Origin of the sequence: Pseudoglutamicibacter albus, assembly GCF_022346425.1 — a bacterium.
GTDB lineage: Bacteria > Actinomycetota > Actinomycetes > Actinomycetales > Micrococcaceae > Pseudoglutamicibacter > Pseudoglutamicibacter albus.
On record NZ_JAKRCW010000001.1, the window covers coordinates 259458 to 277928 of the forward strand.

At 62.4% G+C, this 18471-nt stretch carries 16 protein-coding genes; 13 read left to right on the forward strand and 3 right to left on the reverse strand.

The features are described 5' to 3' along the window. The first annotated feature begins 44 nt into the window (after positions 1-44). The 5 genes from MHJ63_RS01065 (at position 45) to MHJ63_RS01085 (ending at position 3617) form a co-directional block, all read left to right on the forward strand. Positions 45-1076, forward strand: a complete 1032-nt coding sequence (locus tag MHJ63_RS01065) for a hypothetical protein (RefSeq protein ID WP_239445911.1) — start codon at positions 45-47, stop codon at positions 1074-1076. Positions 1077-1125: 49 nt separating this feature from the next. Then, positions 1126-2052, forward strand: coding sequence for a hypothetical protein (locus tag MHJ63_RS01070; RefSeq protein ID WP_239445912.1), 927 nt, complete (start codon positions 1126-1128; stop codon positions 2050-2052). Positions 2053-2169: 117 nt separating this feature from the next. Further along, positions 2170-2682, forward strand: a complete 513-nt coding sequence (locus MHJ63_RS01075; RefSeq protein ID WP_035756461.1) for a MarR family winged helix-turn-helix transcriptional regulator — start codon at positions 2170-2172, stop codon at positions 2680-2682. Between the two features lie 45 nt (positions 2683-2727). Further along, positions 2728-3168: a YidH family protein gene (locus MHJ63_RS01080; RefSeq protein WP_083285592.1), complete on the forward strand. Its 441-nt coding sequence runs from the start codon at positions 2728-2730 to the stop codon at positions 3166-3168. An 80-nt stretch (positions 3169-3248) separates the two neighbouring features. Continuing rightward, positions 3249-3617, forward strand: a complete 369-nt coding sequence (locus tag MHJ63_RS01085) for a DUF202 domain-containing protein (protein WP_052048493.1) — start codon at positions 3249-3251, stop codon at positions 3615-3617. Positions 3618-3687: 70 nt separating this feature from the next. On the opposite strand, the gene MHJ63_RS01090 is transcribed toward MHJ63_RS01085, so the two are convergent. Then, positions 3688-4560 carry a LysR family transcriptional regulator gene (locus MHJ63_RS01090; protein ID WP_035756457.1) on the reverse strand — a complete coding sequence of 291 codons (873 nt, stop codon included), beginning with the start codon at positions 4558-4560 and terminating at the stop codon, positions 3688-3690. A gap of 131 nt (positions 4561-4691) precedes the next feature. Here MHJ63_RS01090 and gabT point away from each other — a divergent pair, with 131 nt between their 5' ends. The 7 genes from gabT (at position 4692) to MHJ63_RS01125 (ending at position 14527) form a co-directional block, all read left to right on the forward strand. Further along, a complete protein-coding gene (gene gabT, locus MHJ63_RS01095) occupies positions 4692-6044 on the forward strand; it encodes a 4-aminobutyrate--2-oxoglutarate transaminase (protein WP_239445913.1) in 1353 nt (450 codons plus the stop codon). A 113-nt stretch (positions 6045-6157) separates the two neighbouring features. After that, on the forward strand, positions 6158-7648 hold the full coding sequence (locus MHJ63_RS01100) for a flavin monoamine oxidase family protein (protein WP_239445914.1): 1491 nt from the start codon (positions 6158-6160) through the stop codon (positions 7646-7648). 48 nt (positions 7649-7696) lie between these two features. Continuing rightward, positions 7697-8602 carry a universal stress protein gene (locus MHJ63_RS10005; RefSeq protein ID WP_239445916.1) on the forward strand — a complete coding sequence of 302 codons (906 nt, stop codon included), beginning with the start codon at positions 7697-7699 and terminating at the stop codon, positions 8600-8602. Positions 8603-8660: 58 nt separating this feature from the next. Then, the gene (locus MHJ63_RS01110; protein ID WP_239445917.1) at positions 8661-10304 is read left to right on the forward strand and encodes an APC family permease; all 1644 of its coding nucleotides are present in this window, start codon (positions 8661-8663) and stop codon (positions 10302-10304) included. Then, positions 10301-11344: an agmatine deiminase family protein gene (locus tag MHJ63_RS01115; protein ID WP_338110355.1), complete on the forward strand. Its 1044-nt coding sequence runs from the start codon at positions 10301-10303 to the stop codon at positions 11342-11344. The genes MHJ63_RS01110 and MHJ63_RS01115 overlap by 4 nt, the downstream gene beginning before the upstream one ends. Then, the gene (locus MHJ63_RS01120) at positions 11341-13128 is read left to right on the forward strand and encodes an amidase (RefSeq protein WP_239445918.1); all 1788 of its coding nucleotides are present in this window, start codon (positions 11341-11343) and stop codon (positions 13126-13128) included. The genes MHJ63_RS01115 and MHJ63_RS01120 overlap by 4 nt, the downstream gene beginning before the upstream one ends. 19 nt (positions 13129-13147) lie before the next feature. Then, on the forward strand, positions 13148-14527 hold the full coding sequence (locus MHJ63_RS01125; RefSeq protein ID WP_035756449.1) for an NAD-dependent succinate-semialdehyde dehydrogenase: 1380 nt from the start codon (positions 13148-13150) through the stop codon (positions 14525-14527). A 115-nt stretch (positions 14528-14642) separates the two neighbouring features. Here MHJ63_RS01125 and MHJ63_RS01130 read toward each other — a convergent pair whose 3' ends face one another. Further along, positions 14643-15569: an NAD(P)-dependent oxidoreductase gene (locus MHJ63_RS01130; protein WP_338110356.1), complete on the reverse strand. Its 927-nt coding sequence runs from the start codon at positions 15567-15569 to the stop codon at positions 14643-14645. Between the two features lie 106 nt (positions 15570-15675). Next, positions 15676-17643, reverse strand: a complete 1968-nt coding sequence (locus MHJ63_RS01135) for a primary-amine oxidase (RefSeq protein ID WP_239445919.1) — start codon at positions 17641-17643, stop codon at positions 15676-15678. Positions 17644-17848: 205 nt separating this feature from the next. Here MHJ63_RS01135 and MHJ63_RS01140 point away from each other — a divergent pair, with 205 nt between their 5' ends. Then, positions 17849-18460: a TetR/AcrR family transcriptional regulator gene (locus MHJ63_RS01140; RefSeq protein ID WP_239445920.1), complete on the forward strand. Its 612-nt coding sequence runs from the start codon at positions 17849-17851 to the stop codon at positions 18458-18460. Positions 18461-18471 lie beyond the last annotated feature (11 nt).

Here is an 18471-nt window from a genome sequence, read left to right on the forward strand (position 1 = left end):
AGAAATAGCCTGAGAGCCTAGTCACACCAAAAGGAACTGACGACGTGACGCCACGCGAGAACACGCCACCAGAAGACAACGCATCCGTCAATAACGCGAACCAGCCGCAGGGCGGACACCTCCCACCGCCGCCGACGCCTGAAAACAGTGCCGACCAAACGCAGGCACTGCCGCAGAACGGTTTCGATCAGACGCAGGCACTGCCACAGAACAATATCGACCGGACGCAGGCGCTGCCGATGCAGGGCGATGCGACCACCGTATTCCCGTCGACCCCGTACGAAGACAACGTCGAAGCGCACAGTCAGCAACCCTACGGTCAGCAGAACCAGTACCAGCAGGGCTCCGGGCAGAGCGGCTATGGCCAACAGGGTCAGTATCAGCAGGCCTATGGCCAAGGCGGATATGGGCAGGGTGGCTATGGCCAGCCAGGCCAGTACGCACAGCAGGGCCAGTACGGCCAGCAGGGCTACTACGGTGCCGCCGGCTACGGACAGAACGGTCCAGGGCAGGGTGGCCCGAGCTACGGCGGGCCGGGTTATGGCGGCCCAGGCTATTACGGCGGGTCAGGTGATGAGAGGGATAACGGCAAGAAGAAGAGCCTCACGTGGCTGTGGTGGCTCATTGGTCTTCTTGTTGTGCTGGTTGCCGCGGGGCTCGTGTACATGTTCGTGTGGGGCCCGTGGGGCGCTAAAAGCAACAGCGGCGGCAACAAGCCGGCCCCAGGTGTTTCTGAAACCGTGACGATCACGGATGACCCGAACAACCCGAACCCGAATAATCCAGGTTCAGGGGGCGGTGACAACCCTGCTCCAGGTGGTGGCGGGGACAACCCTGGTCACGGCGGGGATGATTTCTTCACGGAAGATCCGTTCGGTAACTCGGGTGGCAACTCCGGTGGAGACACTGGCGGCAACTCGGGCGGAGATTCGAATCCGTTCGGCGGCAACACTAGCGCCCCGTCGAGTGACCCGTTCGGCTCTTCTGATGGTCCGAGAAGCGGTCTGCCAGAGATGCCATCCATGCCGGAGATGCCGTCCATCCCAACAGACTTCGACTTCGACCTCGACAACTAGCCCTTCAACCCCTTTGCCACGGCACGGCTCACACCTGGAAGGTAGCGCCATGACCTCAGGAAACTCGATGCCTCCGGGCCCACAACAGCCCGGCCAGGCAGACGGTCAACAGCCCTACGGCCAGCCGGAGCAGCATGGTCAACCAGGTTATGGTCAGCAGGGTCAATATGGCGCGCCACAGCAAGGTGGCCCACAATTCGGTGCGCCACAGCAGGGCGGCCCACATCAAGGTGGGCCGCAATATCCGGGCCTGGGCGGGCCGGGGTATTACGGCAACCCTGGCGATGAGAACGGCGGCGGTCCTAAGAAGAACCGTGCGTGGCTGTGGTGGCTCATCGGTGTCCTGGTGGTCGCGTTGATCGCGGGTCTTGTCTACATGTTTGTGTGGGGTCCGTGGAGCAAACGCGAAAGCAATACCCTCGACGTTGACCGTCCAACCGCACCAACTGAGGCGATGTCAACCATTCCTGCACCGCTATCTGTGCCAGGTGGATCTACCGGCCCTAACTCGACTGACGACCCATTCGGACCAAATTCAACGTCCCCAAGTGACATCAACCTGCCTTCCTTTGACCCAAGCCACACCCCGTCGATCGGCGCTCCACCACCTAACGCGGGCTCTATAGACCCAAACACCGGAGCTACCCTCCAGTCCTTCAAGGACATTCCTCCCTTCTGCGAGTGGCAGTTCGGAAAGTCCTCATGGCGGGCAACTGACGACGGCATGACCTACCAAGGGTCGAACAGCGGCGAGGGGTTCACTGACGTCACCTGCGGCCTGTCTCTGATCACCCTGAACAGCAGCAACCAGTCACCAGACGTTGAGAAGCTCATGGACGCCATGATCTATGGAAAACAGGGCAAGGGGAGCATCGAAAGCAACGAGCTTGGCAACTTCTTGCCAAACAACAAGCCGTTGCGCATCGACTACGAGATCAACCAAAACAACGTCAAGATCGAGGTATCGGCGAAATAACCCGCCATCACCACTCACTTCGCTCACACTCAACGGAGGCCGCGGCATCGACATCGGTCCGCGGCCTCCGCTCACCAGATCCCTGCAGCTAAGTCCCGTACAGTTAGACTCACCATTATGTCAGCCGCATTACCTCAAGACCCCATCGCCGCAGCCCAAGCCAACTGGGAGAAAGCCGGGTGGGGCGAGGTCGCAGAACCCGTCGCGACCGTCACCAGCATCGTTCGCGCCAACCAGATCCTCACCGGCCGCGCCGAAGCGTTGCTTCGGCCGTTCGATCTCACGTTCGCCCGCTACGAGATGCTCATGGTGCTCCGGTTCGCGCGCCGACCCATGGCGATGTCGAAAGCCTCCCGCGTTCTGCAGGTTCACCCCACATCGGTCACCGCGGCCTCGGAACGGCTTGAACGCGACGGCCTCATCACTAAAACCCCGAGCCAGGATGACGCCCGCACCGTCTTGCTGGCCATCACCGAAGCCGGCCGGGAACTCAGCGAGGAAACCACCCAGATCCTCAACCGTGAACTCTTCGCACAAACCGGTTTCACCCAACGCGAGATCGCTACGCTGAACCGCATTTTGCGCAAGTTCCGGCAGAAGAACGGCGACTTCGCGGAACCTCTCGGCTAAAGTCACACCCCGGGCCTTAGCGTGTGAGTGCGTTAGATTGGTGTCATGTCCAGTACCCCGCCCAGTAGCCGCTCCGATAGGTCGCAGAAAAAGATCGGTCGCAGCCCAGTGACCCCGCCAGCGCATCAGAGCGCGATCGCTCGGCGAGTGTTCCCGACCGGTAAAGAGCCTGATCCTCGTTTCACGCTCGCGAACGAGCGGACGTTCCTCGCATGGATCCGCACGTCCTTGGCTTTCGTAGCCGGCGGTGTCGCGCTGGAAGCCTTTGAGGTCGGCAACTGGGACCCGGTGCTACGTAAATCTGTTGCGATCGCCGTGATCGCGATGGGCCTGCTGATCGGTCTAGGGGCCGCATTCCGTTGGTTGCGTGTTGAACGCGCGATGCGTCACGACCATCCGCTGCCTGTCCCGTTGATCATCCCAATCCTTGCGTTGATCGCGGCCGCTGGCTCAGGTGCCGCCGTCGGGTTGGTGCTGACGAACTGATGCCTGAACGCCGAAGCAACGGGCGTCGGGAGACCCGGGTCCGTCTCAGCACTGGGTGGCACACCGTCAAGGAAACGGGCGTGACCATCAGCCGTGCGGTGCGCAAACGCATCCCGATCAAGGCTCCAGAGCCGCTTCCAGAGCCAGTCGATGTGGGGCTTCAGCCGGAGCGGACATCGTTGGCGTGGTCCCGTACGGGGCTCGCCGCGGTCGTCGCCGGGTTCATGGGTGTGCGCTGGTACGGGCACATGGGCCCGCTATTGCTGCTGGGGACCGCGCTGACGTTTGTTGGCGCCATGTGGGTTTCCACAACCCAACGCGGCCGCCTGCGCCGCATGGCGGAATCTTTCGAAGAGCGTCAACCGCCACCGCTGGGGCCGGTGGTGTGGATGACGGTCATGGTTGTAGCGATCGCGGTCATCGCGATCATCGTGGTGTTGCGGGTATAGAGGGGGCAGTGCGTGCCGCCGACGCGCGCGTAGCGCGGGTATGCATGCCGCCATGCGCGTAGCGGCCGGTTCAGCTCGCGTAGCGGTTGCGCACAAAGACGCGTAGCTGCTCGGCGAGGGAGGCGAGCTTTTCGTGCCCATAGTGGTCCGCTCGCCACGCCGCGTGCAGGGTCACGGTGAGCTCATGACCCCTGTTGGTTATGCGCAACGGAACGAGGTCGAAGCTCGGGTCTTCGGTCACCACAGCGACCCCCTCCGTCGCGACGAGCGCTTGGGCTACGCGGCCTGAGTTGGTTTCGATGATGTCAGGTTGTGAGAGTCCAGCGGTTTCGCATGCGCCATCGAATACGCGACGGGCTTTGAATGCCCGCGATGGAATGTGGATGGTGTGCTGGGCGAGCTCCTCGAGCGTAACACTGCGGCGCTCAGCCCAAGGATGCTGCGCGGAAACATATGCCCACACCGGCATCTTTTGGAGCTGAACGTGGGGGATATGAGCTGATGGAGCGGAAGGCATCACTGCTAGATCGGACGTAGCGATCGTGTCCTGCAAGCTCGCATCCAAGGACGCCTCCACAATGTTTGGTTGCCATTCGGACTGATCCAGCGTAGCCACGAACGGAATCACGACATCGATGAGCGTGGTACCGGGTGCCGCGATCGTCACTTCACGCATGCTGCCGTGGGCGAGTAGTTCCGCAAAGTCCAGGGTGTGCTGGAACTTGGTCAGGAGCTTCTTGGCGGCAGGGAGGAAATCGCGGCCAGCTTTGGTAGGCGTGAGTCCGGATGGAACGCGATCAAACAGCACAAGCCCGACGTCGCGGCTGAGCTTCTGAAGCTGTCGCGTCACTGCCGGCTGTGTGATGCCGAGGTCTCGAGCCGCGGAGGAGACGGAACCGGCTTCAGAGACCGCTACGAAGGCTTTCAGATGCTCGATGTCCATAATTCCCAGTCTATGCGCATTCGTTATAGGGGTTATGCCGATAACTGATTAGACAGTCATAATGATTTCGGAACAGAATGTGATGTACGCAACTTTCTGCGATCCGTTTTCACCGGGAGGTTCACACCACAATGCACGCGGACAGCACCAACGCCAGCACGCCGAGCGCTCCACTCGAGCAAAGCCGCCACCTCGCAACTGACCTCCCGGGCCCTAAGGCCCAGGCGCTAGCTGAACGACAGCGCGCATCGGTATCCGCCGGTGTCGGCGGGACCATGGCAACCTACGCTGTCCGCGCCGACCGCGGTATCATCGAAGACGTCGACGGCAACCGCCTCATCGACCTCGGCTCCGGCATCGCTGTGACCACCGTGGGTGCATCTCACCCTAAGGTCGTGGCCGCGGTCCAGGAAGCGGTCGCGAACTTCACCCACACGTGCTTCATGGTGACCCCATACGAGGCGTATGTTGAGGTTGCTGAAAAGCTCAACCAGCTCGCCCCGATCTCTGGCCCAACCCGCACCGTATTGCTGAACTCGGGTGCAGAAGCCGTTGAGAACGCCGTCAAGATCGCCCGCTCCGCTACGGGCAAGACCGCCGTCGTCGCATTCGATCACGCCTACCACGGCCGCACCACGCTCACAATGGCGTTGACCGCGAAAGCCAACCCCTACAAGAAGGCGTTCGGTCCGTTCGCGCCAGAGATCTACCGCGTGGCTGGCTCCTACCCGCTGCGCGACGGCCTGAGCGGCGAGGAAGCCGCCGCCCGGGCGATCAAACAGATCGAAGTCCAGGTAGGCGCCCAGGACCTCGCCGCGATCATCATGGAACCAATCCAAGGCGAAGGCGGGTTCATCACCCCAGCACCAGGGTTCCTCCCAGCGATCGTCGAATGGTGCAAAGCCAATGACGTCCTGTTCATCGCAGACGAAGTCCAGACCGGCTTCGCCCGCACCGGCTCGATGTTCGCTTGCGAACACGAAGGCATCGAACCAGACCTCATCACGACTGCGAAAGGCATCGCAGGTGGCATGCCGCTCTCCGCGGTGACCGGCCGCGCCGAGATCATGGACGCCGTCCACACCGGCGGGCTCGGTGGAACCTACGGCGGCAACCCAGTCGCATGCGCGGCGGCACTCGCCTCGATCAGAGTCATGGAAGAAGAAAAGCTCGCCGAACGCGCGCAAGAAATCGACCACATCATCACCGATAAGTTCAGTGCCGCACAGGAAAAGGACAATCGCATCGCGGAGGTGCGTGGCCGCGGTGCGATGAAGGCCATCGAATTCGTGGACCCAGCCACCGGCGAACCGGATGCCGCACTCACCGGCGCCATCGCCAACGCCGCCCGCGCACAGGGTGTTGTAACCCTGACCTGCGGAACCTACGGCAACGTCATCCGCCTGCTGCCGCCGCTAACCATCAGCGACGAACTGCTCACCGAAGGCATCGACATCATCCTCGAAGCCCTCGCGCAGAACTAACGGCGCAGTGTTGAGCTAACGACGCAGCCACCAAGCTAGCGCCGCGGGCATCACTACAGAACTCAAACGAAACATCCTCTATCGAGAATCCATACCTATAGGAAGCGATAACAATGACGAACGCTCAGAACCCAACCATCGACCGCGATGTGGTGGTCATCGGTGCAGGGCCAGCAGGACTCATGGCCGCATACACCCTTAAGAAGGCCGGCAAGTCGGTCGCCGTGCTGGAAGCACGCGAACGCGTGGGCGGGCGCACCTGGAACGGTAAGGTCGCCGGAACGGACGGTAAGGAACACTTCATCGAGATCGGTGGGCAGTGGATCTCCCCAGACCAGACGCGGCTGACTGAGCTGGTTGAGGAGCTCGGTCTGAACACGTTCCCGCGCTACCGCGAAGGCACCTCGATCTATGTGGACCCGGAGGGTAACCGCCACGAATACACAGGCGACCGCCTGCCGGTCAAGGAGTCCACGAATAAGGAGATGGATAAGCTCATCGACCTTATGAACTCGGTCGCTGAGGAAGTCGGGGCAACCGAGCCGTGGGCAGCCGAACGCGCAGCCGAGCTGGATTCGATCTCCTTCAAGGACTTCCTCGCTCAACACACCGACGATCAAGAGGCGATCGACAACGTCTCGATCTACGTGGCGTCCGGCATGCTGACTAAGCCAGCCCACACGTTCTCCGCGTTGCAGGCCGCTCTCATGGCCGCATCGGCGGGTTCTTTCTCCAACCTCGTGGATGAGGACTTCATCCTGGATAAGCGCGTTGAAGGCGGTATGCAGTCGGTATCGCTCACGCTCGCTGAGCACCTGGGGGAGGACGTGTTCCTCGGCAGCCCGGTGCGTGAACTCGAATGGGCCACCCCAGACCCATCGACCGCCGATGAGCTCAACAAGATTGCCGCCGATGTGCGCAACGGCGTTGAAAACGGTGTGCTCGGCCCGGTGACCGCGGTCTCCGATAAGGTCACCGTCAACGCGAAAGCCGCAGTACTCGCGGTACCGCCGAACCTGTACAACCGCATCCAGTTCGTTCCGCCGCTGCCACGCGAACAGCAGGTAGCCCACCAGCACATCTCGATGGGCCTGGTCATCAAGGTTCACGCGGTCTACGAGACCCCGTTCTGGCGTGAAGAAGGCCTCTCCGGTACCGGCTTCGGCGGCGGCCGCCTGGTTCAGGAGGTCTACGACAACACCAACTACGGCAAGAACTTCGCCGGCGGAACCAGCGGGGAAGAAGACATGAACGGAACCCTCGTCGGTTTCGTCTCCGACGTCTATGCCGAAGAGATGTGGGCACTGCCTGCAGAGGAACGCAAGCAGCGGATCCTGTCTGCGATGGCTGACTACCTTGGCCCGAAGACCATGGAACCGATCGCGTTCTACCTCTCCGACATGGCGGCAGAGGAATGGACCCGCGGCGCATACGCAACCAGCTATGACCTCGGCGGCCTGAGCCGTTGGGGCCACCTCCAGAACCAGCCGACCGGGCCGATCTTCTACGCGTGCTCCGACATCGCGGCGGAGGGTTATCAGCACGTCGACGGCGCCGTGCGTATGGGTGAAGCCGCTGCACGTGCCATCCTGGAAGCACGTTAACGTTCACACCCACCCCGAAACAGGGGTGCTGAAGGTGAGGAGGACACCGTGCCAGTTCCATCCCGTCGAATCCTTGTAGGTTACGTCGCGACCGCGGCGGGCCGTGACGCCCTGAATCTGGGCATCGCGCTCGCTGCCGGCCGCGATGCGGAGCTTCACGTGACCATGGTCGCCCCGGAAGCGGAGCCGTACGCGGCCGCCGTGTCTCAGGGTGCCGGCTATGAGCGTGTTTTGCGTCGCCAGCTGCAGAGCTGGCTCGATGAGGCGCTCGCTTCGGTCCCGGAAGGTGTTCGCGCGGTGGGGCACGTGGTGTCCTCCTCATCGGACGCTGAAGGCTTGTTGTCTCAGGCGCGCGCGGTGGATGCGGAGGCGATCGTGATCGGTGCCCGTGCCGGCGGTGTGCTGGGGCGGTATCGGATCGGTTCGGTTGCCCAGGCGTTGCTGCACAGTTCGCATGTACCGGTGGTCCTGGCGCCTCGCGGCCATTCAGGGCATGGCCCGCTAAGCCGTATCACCGCGCTGTTCGGCGACCGGCCGGGCGGTATGCAGGTGATCGCTGAAACGCTTGCGGCCGCTGAAGCGACCGAGACCCGGGTGCGGTTGGTGACGTTCGCGCAAGCCTCTGAGACGGGTAAGTCCTCGGCGGCCCACACGGGTGTTCCGGGTGCCGAGACGATGAAGGCTTTCGTTTTGGAGCAGCTGGATCGGCTAGGTAGTGGCGAGCACGGTGAGCGTGCTCGCGCAATGATTAGCTCCGGCCAGGCGACCACCGAGGTGGTGGCTGGCAAGGAGATCGAGAAATCGGTGCGGCGCCTTGATTGGGAACCGGACGAGGTTGTGGTTGTGGGATCTTCACGTTTGGCCCCTGCTGGGCGTGCGTTCTTGGGCTCCCACGCGGCACGTGTTCTGCGTGCAATCTCTGTTCCCATGGTGGTGGTTCCTGCACCGCGGTGATTCGGTCGCGGCCACGGTCACGTGAGCCCGCGGTTTTGATGGAAGGGGATGGTTTCGCTTGGCCACCTCAACGGAAAAACTTTCGAGGAGTGAAAGCTTCTCTGGCAAGGGGCTTGCGGCCGGTAAGGTCGGTGTGCTCGGTGCTGTGGTGATCGGTGTTTCGTGCATCGCGCCGGCCTATACCCTCACGTCTGGCTTGGGGCCTACGATCTCCGAGGTGGGCACGCACGTTCCCGCGATCTTGCTGCTGGGTTTCATCCCGATGCTGTTGGTCGCTTTCGGGTACAAGGAGCTCAACAACAAGGTCCCTGACTCGGGGACGTCCTTCACATGGGCAACCAAGGCGTTCAACCCGTGGATCGGGTGGATGGGCGGCTGGGGTCTGATCGCTGCGACCGTGATCGTGTTGTCTAACCTCGCGGCAGTTGCGGTGGACTTCTTCTATCTGATGCTTGCGCAACTGTTCAGCAACCCTGAGATCGCGGAGCTGACACGTAACCTGTGGGTCAACATACCCACAACGATCGTGCTGATCTCGTTGGCCGCGTGGATCTCCTATGTGGGCGTCGAGGCGACCAAGACCGTCCAATACGTTCTGGTTTTGGTCCAGATCATCGTGCTGGGTGGCTTCGTTTTCATGGCGTTCCGCGGAGTTAACGAAGGCACTGCGTTCGATGCGACCCCGGTGAGCCTGGACTGGTTCAACCCGCTTTCGGCGGGGGACTTCTCGGTGATCGCGGCTGGTGTTTCGCTGTCGATCTTCATGTTCTGGGGCTGGGATACAACCCTGACCATGAACGAGGAGACGAAAGACCCGAAGACCACCTCGGCTCGCGCATCCCTCATCGTGATGCTTGTGATCATGACGGTCTACATCGGTGTTGCACTCGCTGTGGTTGCGTGGGCAGGCACGGGGGACGAGGGCTTGGGTGCCGGTAACCCTGATAATCAGGAATCGATATTCGCAGCGCTTGCTGGCCCGGTGATGGGCCCATTCGCGCTCGCGATGGCGGTGGGCATCATGGCTTCGTCTTTCGCATCCCTGCAGTCGACGATGGTCTCGCCATCCCGCACCCTACTTGCGATGGGCTACTACGGGGCGTTGCCGCCGAGCTTCGCGAAGATCTCGCCGAAATACCGGACGCCGTCCGTTGCCACGGTTTTTTCCGCGGCCGCCGCCGGAACCTTCTACATCGTGACCCGCCTGCTGAGCGAAAACGCGCTGTGGGACACGATCACCGCGCTTGGGTTCATGGTGTGTTTCTACTACGGGATCACCGCGCTCGCCGCCGTCTGGTATCTGCGCCGCGAGCTCTTTGAGAGCACCAAGACCATCTTCACCCGGCTCATCTTCCCGCTGCTGGGCGGGATCATGCTGCTGATCATGTTCTTCAAGACCGCCTACGATTCGCTCGACCCAGGCTACGGCTCCGGCTCCTCGCTGGGTGGCATCGGGATGGTATTCATCCTCGGAATGGGCGTCCTTGTGATCGGGGTCACTATTATGGTGATTACAGCGATCAAGAACCCAGCGTTCTTCCGCGGTGAAACTCTGCCTAGGGTGGACTCCACGACCGACACCTACATGGGGGATGTGGTCGGCGAGGCCCTCGAACGAGGCGAGGCACGCACCGTTGGGGACACTGGCGAGAAGATCGTTGCCGAAACTAACACCGCCGTAAAGGATGAGGACCGCCCGTGACCAACCAGTCCGCCGCATATGTGATGCCACCGGAGTGGGAACGCCACGAACGTACGTGGATGTCTTTCCCAACCCCGAATGACACATTCGGCGCGCGTGGCTCAGAATCGCTTGAGCGTGCACGGGACGCGTGGGCGCAGGTCGCGCTCGCGGTGGCTCGCTACGAGCCGGTTGTCATGGTCATGGACCCGGAAGATGAGGCCGAAGCGCGTGCCCGCTTGGGTGAGAACGTCGAGTATTTCGCGGCCCCGCTGGATGATGCGTGGATGCGGGATTCCGGCCCCACATTCGTGCGCAACGCAGACGGCGAGCTCGCGGCAGTCAACTGGGTTTTCAACGGTTGGGGTGCCCAGGACTGGGCGGCGTGGGAGCACGATGCGCTACTCGCCTCCCGCGTTGCCGCGCATGCCGGTGTGCCGCGTGTGGATTCGCAACTGGTCAACGAGGGCGGCGGGATCCACATCGACGGCAAGGGCACGGTCCTGCTGACCGAATCCGTGCAGATGGACCCGGGCCGCAACCCCGGTGTGGACCGCGAGGCAATCGAGCGCGAGATCCACAGCAAACTCGGCACGACCCATGCCGTGTGGGTGCCGTATGGCCTGACCCGCGATAACGGACAGTTCGGAACCCGCGGCCACATCGACATCGTCGCGTGCTTCACCCCGGCCGGCGACGTCCTGTTACACATGCAAAACAACCCCGAACACCCGGACTACGAGGTTTCCCGCACCATCAGGAGCGTGCTCGAGTCCGCAACCAATGCCGCCGGCGAGCCGCTACGGATCATCGAGGTCCCGGCCCCGCAGGTGCTGACCGATGAGGAAGGCTGGGTCGATTACTCCTACATCAACCACTACGTCGGCAACGACTGCGTGATCCTGTGCGGATTCAACGACCCGAACGACCAAGCGGCCGTGGAAATCATGCAGCAAGCCTATCCGGGCCGCACGGTTGAGCTCGTCGATGCCCGCGAGATCTTCGCGTGCGGCGGCGGAATCCACTGCATCACCCAACAACAGCCGGCGGTTGAGGCATGATCAAGGTTTTTGATGCCGGCGACGCTGCTGAGGACATCATTGTTGAGGCGAGCATCGCCGAGCTGCGCACTGCGCTGGAAGAAGGCCGGGTGACCGCGGTTGAGTTGGTGCGCGCGTATCTGGACCGCATCGACGCCTACGATGGCGAGCTCAACTCGGTGATCGTGCGCAACCCGGACGCGTTAGCTGAGGCCGAGGCCTCAGACGCCCGCAGGCGCGCCGGTAAGCCCGCCTCGCCGCTGGACGGGATCCCGTACACCGCGAAAGAGTCCTACATGGTGCGCGGACTCACGGTTTCCGCGGGCTCGCCCGCGTTCAAAGACCTTGTAGCGCAGAAGGATGCGTTCACGATCGAACGGTTGCGTTCCGCCGGCGCGATCTGCCTCGGGCTGACCACGATGCCGCCCATGGCTAACGGCGGCATGCAACGCGGCCTGCACGGCCGCGCCGAATCCCCATACAACCGCGCCTACCTCACGAGCGCATTCGCGTCCGGTTCCTCGAACGGTTCCGGCACAGCGACCGCCGCGAGCTTCGCGGCATTCGGGCTGGGGGAGGAGACATGGTCTTCGGGCCGCGCCCCGGCATCCTGCAATGCCTTGAGCGCCTATACGCCCTCCCGCGGCGTGATTTCGATGCGCGGGAACTGGCCGCTGGTCCCCACGATGGACGTGTGCGTACCCCACACGCGGTCGATGGCGGACATGCTCGAGGTCCTCAACGTGATCGTCGCCGACGACCACACGCACGCAGGCGATTTCTGGCGGGAACAGCGCTGGGTTGAGATCCCGAAAGCCTCCGAAGTGCGGCCCGCTGACTATCGCGAGCTGGCTCAGCAGCGCCCGCTGGCTGGCATGCGCATCGGCGTTCCCGGCATGTACATCAACCAAGACGAACACGCAGGAACCGGCGGGGACCGCACCACAGACACCGGCGTGGGCGGGCCGATGGGCCAGAAAATCCACACCCACCCCGACGTCATTGCGCTATGGGAGAAAGTCCGTATCGTTCTTGAGCAGGCGGGCGCTAGCGTGGAGATTGTGGACTTCCCCGTAGTCAGCAATTACGAAGGTGACCGCCCCGAAGCTCACACGATTTCAAGCCGCGGGCTGGTCAGCTCCGAGTACCTCACTGACGAGGTCGGATACCTCGCAGCGTGGTCCTGGGAGCGCTTCCTGCGCGCCAACGCTGAGGCCACTGAAGCCGGCAATGACAACACCGCCCCGCGCCCGGCAACGCTGGCTGACGTTGACGGGGCAGAGATTTTCCCGCACCCGGACGGCGCGCTCGAAGACCGCTATGTGGGCTTCGATGACGACATCGCTACCTACCCGGACATGATCCGGGAACGCGGCTTCTGTGAACTCGCCGAGATCCCAGGCATCGGGGAGGGGATCGCGGGAATGAACCGGATCCGTGAGATCGACTTCGACGAATGGATGAACCGGCACAGCCTGGACGCTATCGCCTTCCCAGCGATGGCCGACGTGGGCCCAGCCGATGCCGACACGAACCCGGAATCAGCGGATCAAGCGTGGGCGAACGGGGTGTGGGTCGCTAACGGCAACCTCGTCCCACGCCACTTCGGCATCCCGACCGTGACCGTATCCATGGGTGCGATGCGCACCGGGATGCCGGTGGGCCTCACCTTCGCGGGCCTACCGTATTCAGACAACACGCTGCTGGCGCTCGCCGCGCAGTTCGAGGCCAGCCATCCGGCCCGCACCACACCAAACCTGACCGTAACAAGCAAGGATTCAGCCGCCAACATCGGCAGCAAGTGAAAACAAAGGAGCAGGAACAATGTCCCAGTCCTACGTTGGAATCAACCCGGCAACCGGCCAGGTCAACAACGAATACCCACACACCACTGACGCCGAAATCAGCGAGGCCCTCGACAAAGCCGTGAAGGGCTACAAGGAGTGGCGCGCCAAGAGCGTCAAGGAGCGCGGTGAAATCCTCGCCAAGGTCGCTGACCTGTTCGTGGAGCGCCGCCGTGAACTCGGCGAGATCGCCACCAAGGAGATGGGTAAGCCATTCGGTGAGGCCCGCGGCGAGGCGGCGTTCTCCGGCGAGATCATCCGCTACTACGCGGAGAACGCCGAAGAGTTCCTCGCTGACGAGGTCATCAAGGATGACGAAGACGGCAAGGCCGTGATCCAGAAGCGCCCGCTGGGTCCGCTCGTGGGTGTTATGCCGTGGAACTACCCGTACTACCAGGTTGCACGCTTCGCCGGCCCTAACCTCATGCTCGGTAACGTCGTGCTGCTCAAGCACGCGGAATCCACCCCGGATTCGGCGCTTGCTATCCAGAAGATCATGGACGATGCGGGCGTTCCGGAAGGCGTCTACCAGAACATCTTCGCTTCCCACGAGCAGATCGCCTCGCTCATCGAGAACCCAGAAGTCGCAGGTGTCTCGCTGACCGGTTCGGAACGTGCAGGCCGCGAGGTCGGCGCAACCGCCGGTAAGGCTCTCAAGAAGTCCGTCCTTGAGCTCGGCGGTAATGACCCGTACGTGATCCTCTCGAGCGAGGACCCACGCCAGGCCGCACGCGACGCGATCGCGATCCGCTTCGAGAACACCGGCCAGGCATGCAACTCGAATAAGCGGCTGATCGTGATGGAGGACATCTACGATGAGTTCCTCGACGAGCTCGTCAAGGAGACCGAGAAGCTTCAGGCGCACGACCCGATGGAGAAGGGCGAGAACGTCTTCGGTCCGCTCTCTTCCGAGAAGGCCGCAGAGCGTCTTGTGGATCAGCTCGAGCGCGCCGTCTCCGAAGGCGCGAACCTTCGTGTTGGCGGAACCCGCCTGGACCGTCCAGGCTTCTACGTTCAGCCAGCCGTGCTGACTGACATCCCGAAGGGCACCACCGGCTACAGCGAAGAACTCTTCGGCCCAGTCTTGAGCGTCTACAAGGTCACTTCCGACGAAGAAGCGCTCGAACTCGCCAACGACACCGCATACGGGCTGGGCTCCGCAGTGTTCGCAGTCGAGGAAGGCCGTGCAGAACGCTTCGCCGAAGGCATCGAAGCCGGCATGGTGGGCGTCAACGGTACAACCTTCGAAGACGTCGACATGCCATTCGGTGGCGTCAAGGGCTCCGGCTTCGGCCGCGAACTCGGCGCGCTCGGCATCGACGAGTTCGTCAACAAGCGCCTCGTATGCTTCAACAAGTAACGCGCCAACGCTGACAGTGTTGGGTTAAACACCGTTTGCATAAATGCCTGTGGCGGGCGGTTCACACGAACCGCCCGCCACTGGCGTGTAAAGGTTGTTGCTTATTCGGCGCTGACTATTCTGCGCTGTCTACAAAGATCGTGGAGAAGTCCCGGTCCCCGCGGCCCGTCTCCTGAGCCGCATCTAGCGAACCCAGTGCGGCACGCACGGCAGGCATGTTCGCATCGAATGCATCCGCATCAACTCGGCCCTGCTCGTACAGCTCACCGAAACGCTCCGAGCCAGCCACGGCATCGAGCATCAACCGAGCGTCCTTAGCGATGGCGTCCACCGTGAAATCGCCGGGCGAACTCTCCCGCTCGCCTTCAACGAATGGGCGCTTCATGTTCGCGATGAAAGCCAGCCCGGTCGAATCGAGCATGTCCAGGGTTGCGGAACCATCCAGGCCAGCGGCCGCACCCAGCGTCAACGCTTCCCGCAGACCCTGAGCCGAAACCGCCAACGCGAGGTTAGCCAGCAACTTACCAGCGGTAGCCTTCTCGGCAGTATCGACCGGACGCAAACGCGCCGGATCAGCCCACACAGCCACCACATCGGCGGCCCGGGTGCGCAGGCCCTCATCCGGGGAGCCCACATACACGCCGAGCTTGCCGGCACGCGCCGGACCCAGCGTGCCCACCACCGGGGTTGCGACATAGCTCGGGACCGCGGCAGCGAACTCACGTGCATCAGCCAGCCCCACCGTCGTGGCATCAAGCCACGGGACACCATCCGGGATCAAGCCCGCGCCCGTGATGACCTCACGCACCACATCCGGGCCAAACAAGCATGAAACCACGATGTCCGCGCCAGCCACCGCATCAGCGGCAGACTCAGCGAGCACGGCACCCTCATCAACCAGCGGCTGGGCACGCTCGGCGGAGCGGTTCCACACCGTCACATCGTGATCAGCGAGCAACTTACGGGCAAGCTCGGTGCCCATCCGGCCAGTACCAAGAAAAGCAATCTTCATGCTTTCAGTCTCTCGCACTGCGGCGCTCACGCCAACAGTGATGCCAGCGCCCAACAATCCGGTAATGCAGGTCTCCCCGGGTCTTGCGAAAGAAGACCCGGGGAGACCATGAACTCATGAGAGCTAGCGACTAGTGTCAGCAGCCGCACCCTGCATCGTTGGAGTCGCTGCCGTCGCTGGTGCAGCACACTTGCTGCTTCTCAGGTGGCGGGACATCCAGGACTGGGGAGCGGTCGAAGAAGCCTTCAGGGCGCAGCTTGAACCCGACGGTGTCTACCGGCATGATCGGCCAGTCTTCAGGCCGTGGGAAGTGGGTCAGGCCGAAGGTGTGCCATACGACGTTGCGTTGGGTGTCGATATCGCGGTCGGCTTCGATCCACTGTTTGATGCCGTGCTTGCCCGGGTTCTGGTTCGGGTAGTCGCCGGTCGGGTATTTCTCTTCTTTCGCGTAGCGGGTCACCCAGAGCGCGTGGCACATCACGGTTGCGCGGCGGCCGATCGAGGAATCGTCGTGGTCGGCCAGTAGCACCGGGGTTCCCGCCGGATGCAGCTTGTAGGCAACCGGGTGGCCCAGGCGGTTGGTGGATTCTGGGTTGGAGATGACCCAGGCGCGGCCCACGGAGCCGTCCGGGTCACGCACCGCATCGGATTCTTTAGCGAGTACAGTGCGTTTGCGGGTGAACGCGTTACCGCGCGGGTTCTCTTCGGAGACCGGTACGCGTACGGCGTCTTCTTCTTCGATGCGGGACGGGCCGCCGTCCAGGGCGAAGTCGAGGCGCGCAGCGAACTGGTGCTGGTGGAACGGTGCACCCAGGCCTGGGGCGATTTCGCTGTTGTAGCGCGGGTCGCCCGTGAAGCCCGAGGTGAAGACGATGCCGGTGGCTTTCGCTTCGAACTCGATGTTGCCATCCAGGTAGAGGTACCAGTAGAAGCCGTAGTCGTAGTTACCTACCGTGGTGAAGATCGAGAACACCATGCGGCGGTTGCGGCGCGTGTAGGCGGTGCCTGCCCAGTCGTCGGTGTGCTTTGCTAGCAGCGAGTAGTCTTCCTCGTGCATGCAGATGCCGTTGGTGATGGTCACTGGCTTGCCGTCGTTATCAGCGATGGTGGGGGACAGGTAGGTGATGTCGCCCAGGCAGTCGCAACCGAGTTCGAGCGAGTTGGCGCACTGGCCGATGAGGTACTCGCCGGTGTCGAAGTAGTTCTGCCACGAACGCACGGGGCTCGGGTCGCCGTAGGGGACCACCATTTCGGCGATGGATGCGCGGTTGAGGATGCGGCGGCGGCCCTTGATTGGGTCGTCGAAGCACACGTTGTGCAGCACGAGGCCGTCACGCATGTCGAAGCCAACGTCCAGGCTCCAGCGTTCCCATTCGACGTGGTTGCCGTTGGTCACGGTGAACGATGGGCCTTCAGGCTGGGTGATGACGATCGGTTTCTGTGTTTCACGCAGCGGGTGCCCGGTGTCTTCCGGGGTCATGTAGTTGCCGTGCTCTTCAGGGATCGGGTGGTCGAAGAAGTCGAGTACCTGCATGACTTCCTTGTTGCCCACATCGACGTATCCGAGCAGACCCTCGATTGGGCGTGCCCACGCGGAGTCGGCTTCGTGTTCCTGTACGAAAGCAAGACCGCGAAGAACGCGTTTGCCGGATTCCTCCGGGTATTCGAACACGCCAGCGGACAGTGGGGCGACTCGTACGTTCTCGACTTTGAGGCCGCGCTTTTCGATCGCCGCGATCCACTCGGGGTGCTGGGAGAGCAGCGCCTCGACGATCGGGAACTCTTCCGCCAGGACCGGGAGCTCGCCGTATTCCTGGGTGTCGATTTCGTGGTGGCATTCAACGGTCCCGTTGGTCACGGACACGGTTGCGTCATAGGACTTCTGCTCTTGTGCGTCATACAGGTAGATGCGGACCAAACGGTTGACGGGGGCGTCTTCTGGCAGATCAAAATCAGGGTCAACCAGGCCGATGTAGGCCAGGCGGGTTGCTTCGCTGAACTTGCCTGCCTCGCGCAGGATGTTCACTGCGGTTTCCACTTCCGCTGGGGTCAGCAGAGTGTGGTGCCCAGGGGTTGCGTTGGTTGGGGTGATGGTCTGCGACATGCTTTCTCCAATTCGACACGCGTGCGCCGGATGGCATGGTGGCGGGTCGCGCTTTCATGCGGACCCGGGTTTTTCTATACTCGTAGAGAATAAATGTGATTCGGGTTACATGCAAGTGATCTGGAGCATGTGAATCGACTCGGTTTTACGGCCGCGTAACTATATGTTTTTGCTTAAACGCGCATCGGGCGGTTAGAAGGATGTCATGCCTAAAGTTGTTGATCATCAGGCCCGCAGGGAACACATCGTCGATGCCGCGTGGGCGCTCATTGGGCGCGAAGGTTTCGATGCCGCCACGATGCGCGACATCGCCGCCGAGGCCGGCTTCGCCAATGGCGCGATCAAGCCCTATTTCGGGACCAAGCGAGAGCTGCTGGAGGCCGTGTATGAATCCGCGGTGGACAGGACCAACGCCCGCGCGCGCCGGGCGTGCACACAACGTACGGGCCGCGCGGCGATCGAGGTGTTCGCTAGGGAAGTGCTTCCGCTGACTCCGGAGTCCCGCGAGGAAGCCGCCGGCGTGGTGGCCTTCTGGGGTGCCGCGGCAGACAGCCCCGAGCTCAAAGCCATTCACGAGCGCGCGATGCGGCGCTGGCGTGAACGCGTAGCCGAATGGATCATGCAGGCTCAAACGGCTGGCGAGTTCAGGCCCGCGCTGTGCCCGCATAAGGCTGCCGATGCGCTCGTGACCTTTCTTCTGGGTACCCAAGTCATGCTCACGATGGAGTCACAGAGCACTCGACCCGAATCTTTGACCGCACAGCTGCACGTGCTCCTTGACGGCTTCGCTCGTGACACAGAAACCCCAGCAACGTAGATTGAGCCCTA

What these genes read in the sequence shown, in the direction of transcription:
- MHJ63_RS01070 (WP_239445912.1), top strand. Translation starts at nt 1,126, where the DNA reads ATGACCTCAGGAAACTCGATGCCTCCGGGCCCACAACAGCCCGGCCAG.
- MHJ63_RS01075 (WP_035756461.1), top strand. Translation starts at nt 2,170, where the DNA reads ATGTCAGCCGCATTACCTCAAGACCCCATCGCCGCAGCCCAAGCCAAC.
- MHJ63_RS01135 (WP_239445919.1), bottom strand. Translation starts at nt 17,643, where the DNA reads ATGTCGCAGACCATCACCCCAACCAACGCAACCCCTGGGCACCACACT.
- MHJ63_RS01090 (WP_035756457.1), bottom strand. Translation starts at nt 4,560, where the DNA reads ATGGACATCGAGCATCTGAAAGCCTTCGTAGCGGTCTCTGAAGCCGGT.
- MHJ63_RS01100 (WP_239445914.1), top strand. Translation starts at nt 6,158, where the DNA reads ATGACGAACGCTCAGAACCCAACCATCGACCGCGATGTGGTGGTCATC.
- MHJ63_RS01140 (WP_239445920.1), top strand. Translation starts at nt 17,849, where the DNA reads ATGCCTAAAGTTGTTGATCATCAGGCCCGCAGGGAACACATCGTCGAT.
- gabT (WP_239445913.1), top strand. Translation starts at nt 4,692, where the DNA reads ATGCACGCGGACAGCACCAACGCCAGCACGCCGAGCGCTCCACTCGAG.
- MHJ63_RS01125 (WP_035756449.1), top strand. Translation starts at nt 13,148, where the DNA reads ATGTCCCAGTCCTACGTTGGAATCAACCCGGCAACCGGCCAGGTCAAC.
- MHJ63_RS01080 (WP_083285592.1), top strand. Translation starts at nt 2,728, where the DNA reads ATGTCCAGTACCCCGCCCAGTAGCCGCTCCGATAGGTCGCAGAAAAAG.
- MHJ63_RS01120 (WP_239445918.1), top strand. Translation starts at nt 11,341, where the DNA reads ATGATCAAGGTTTTTGATGCCGGCGACGCTGCTGAGGACATCATTGTT.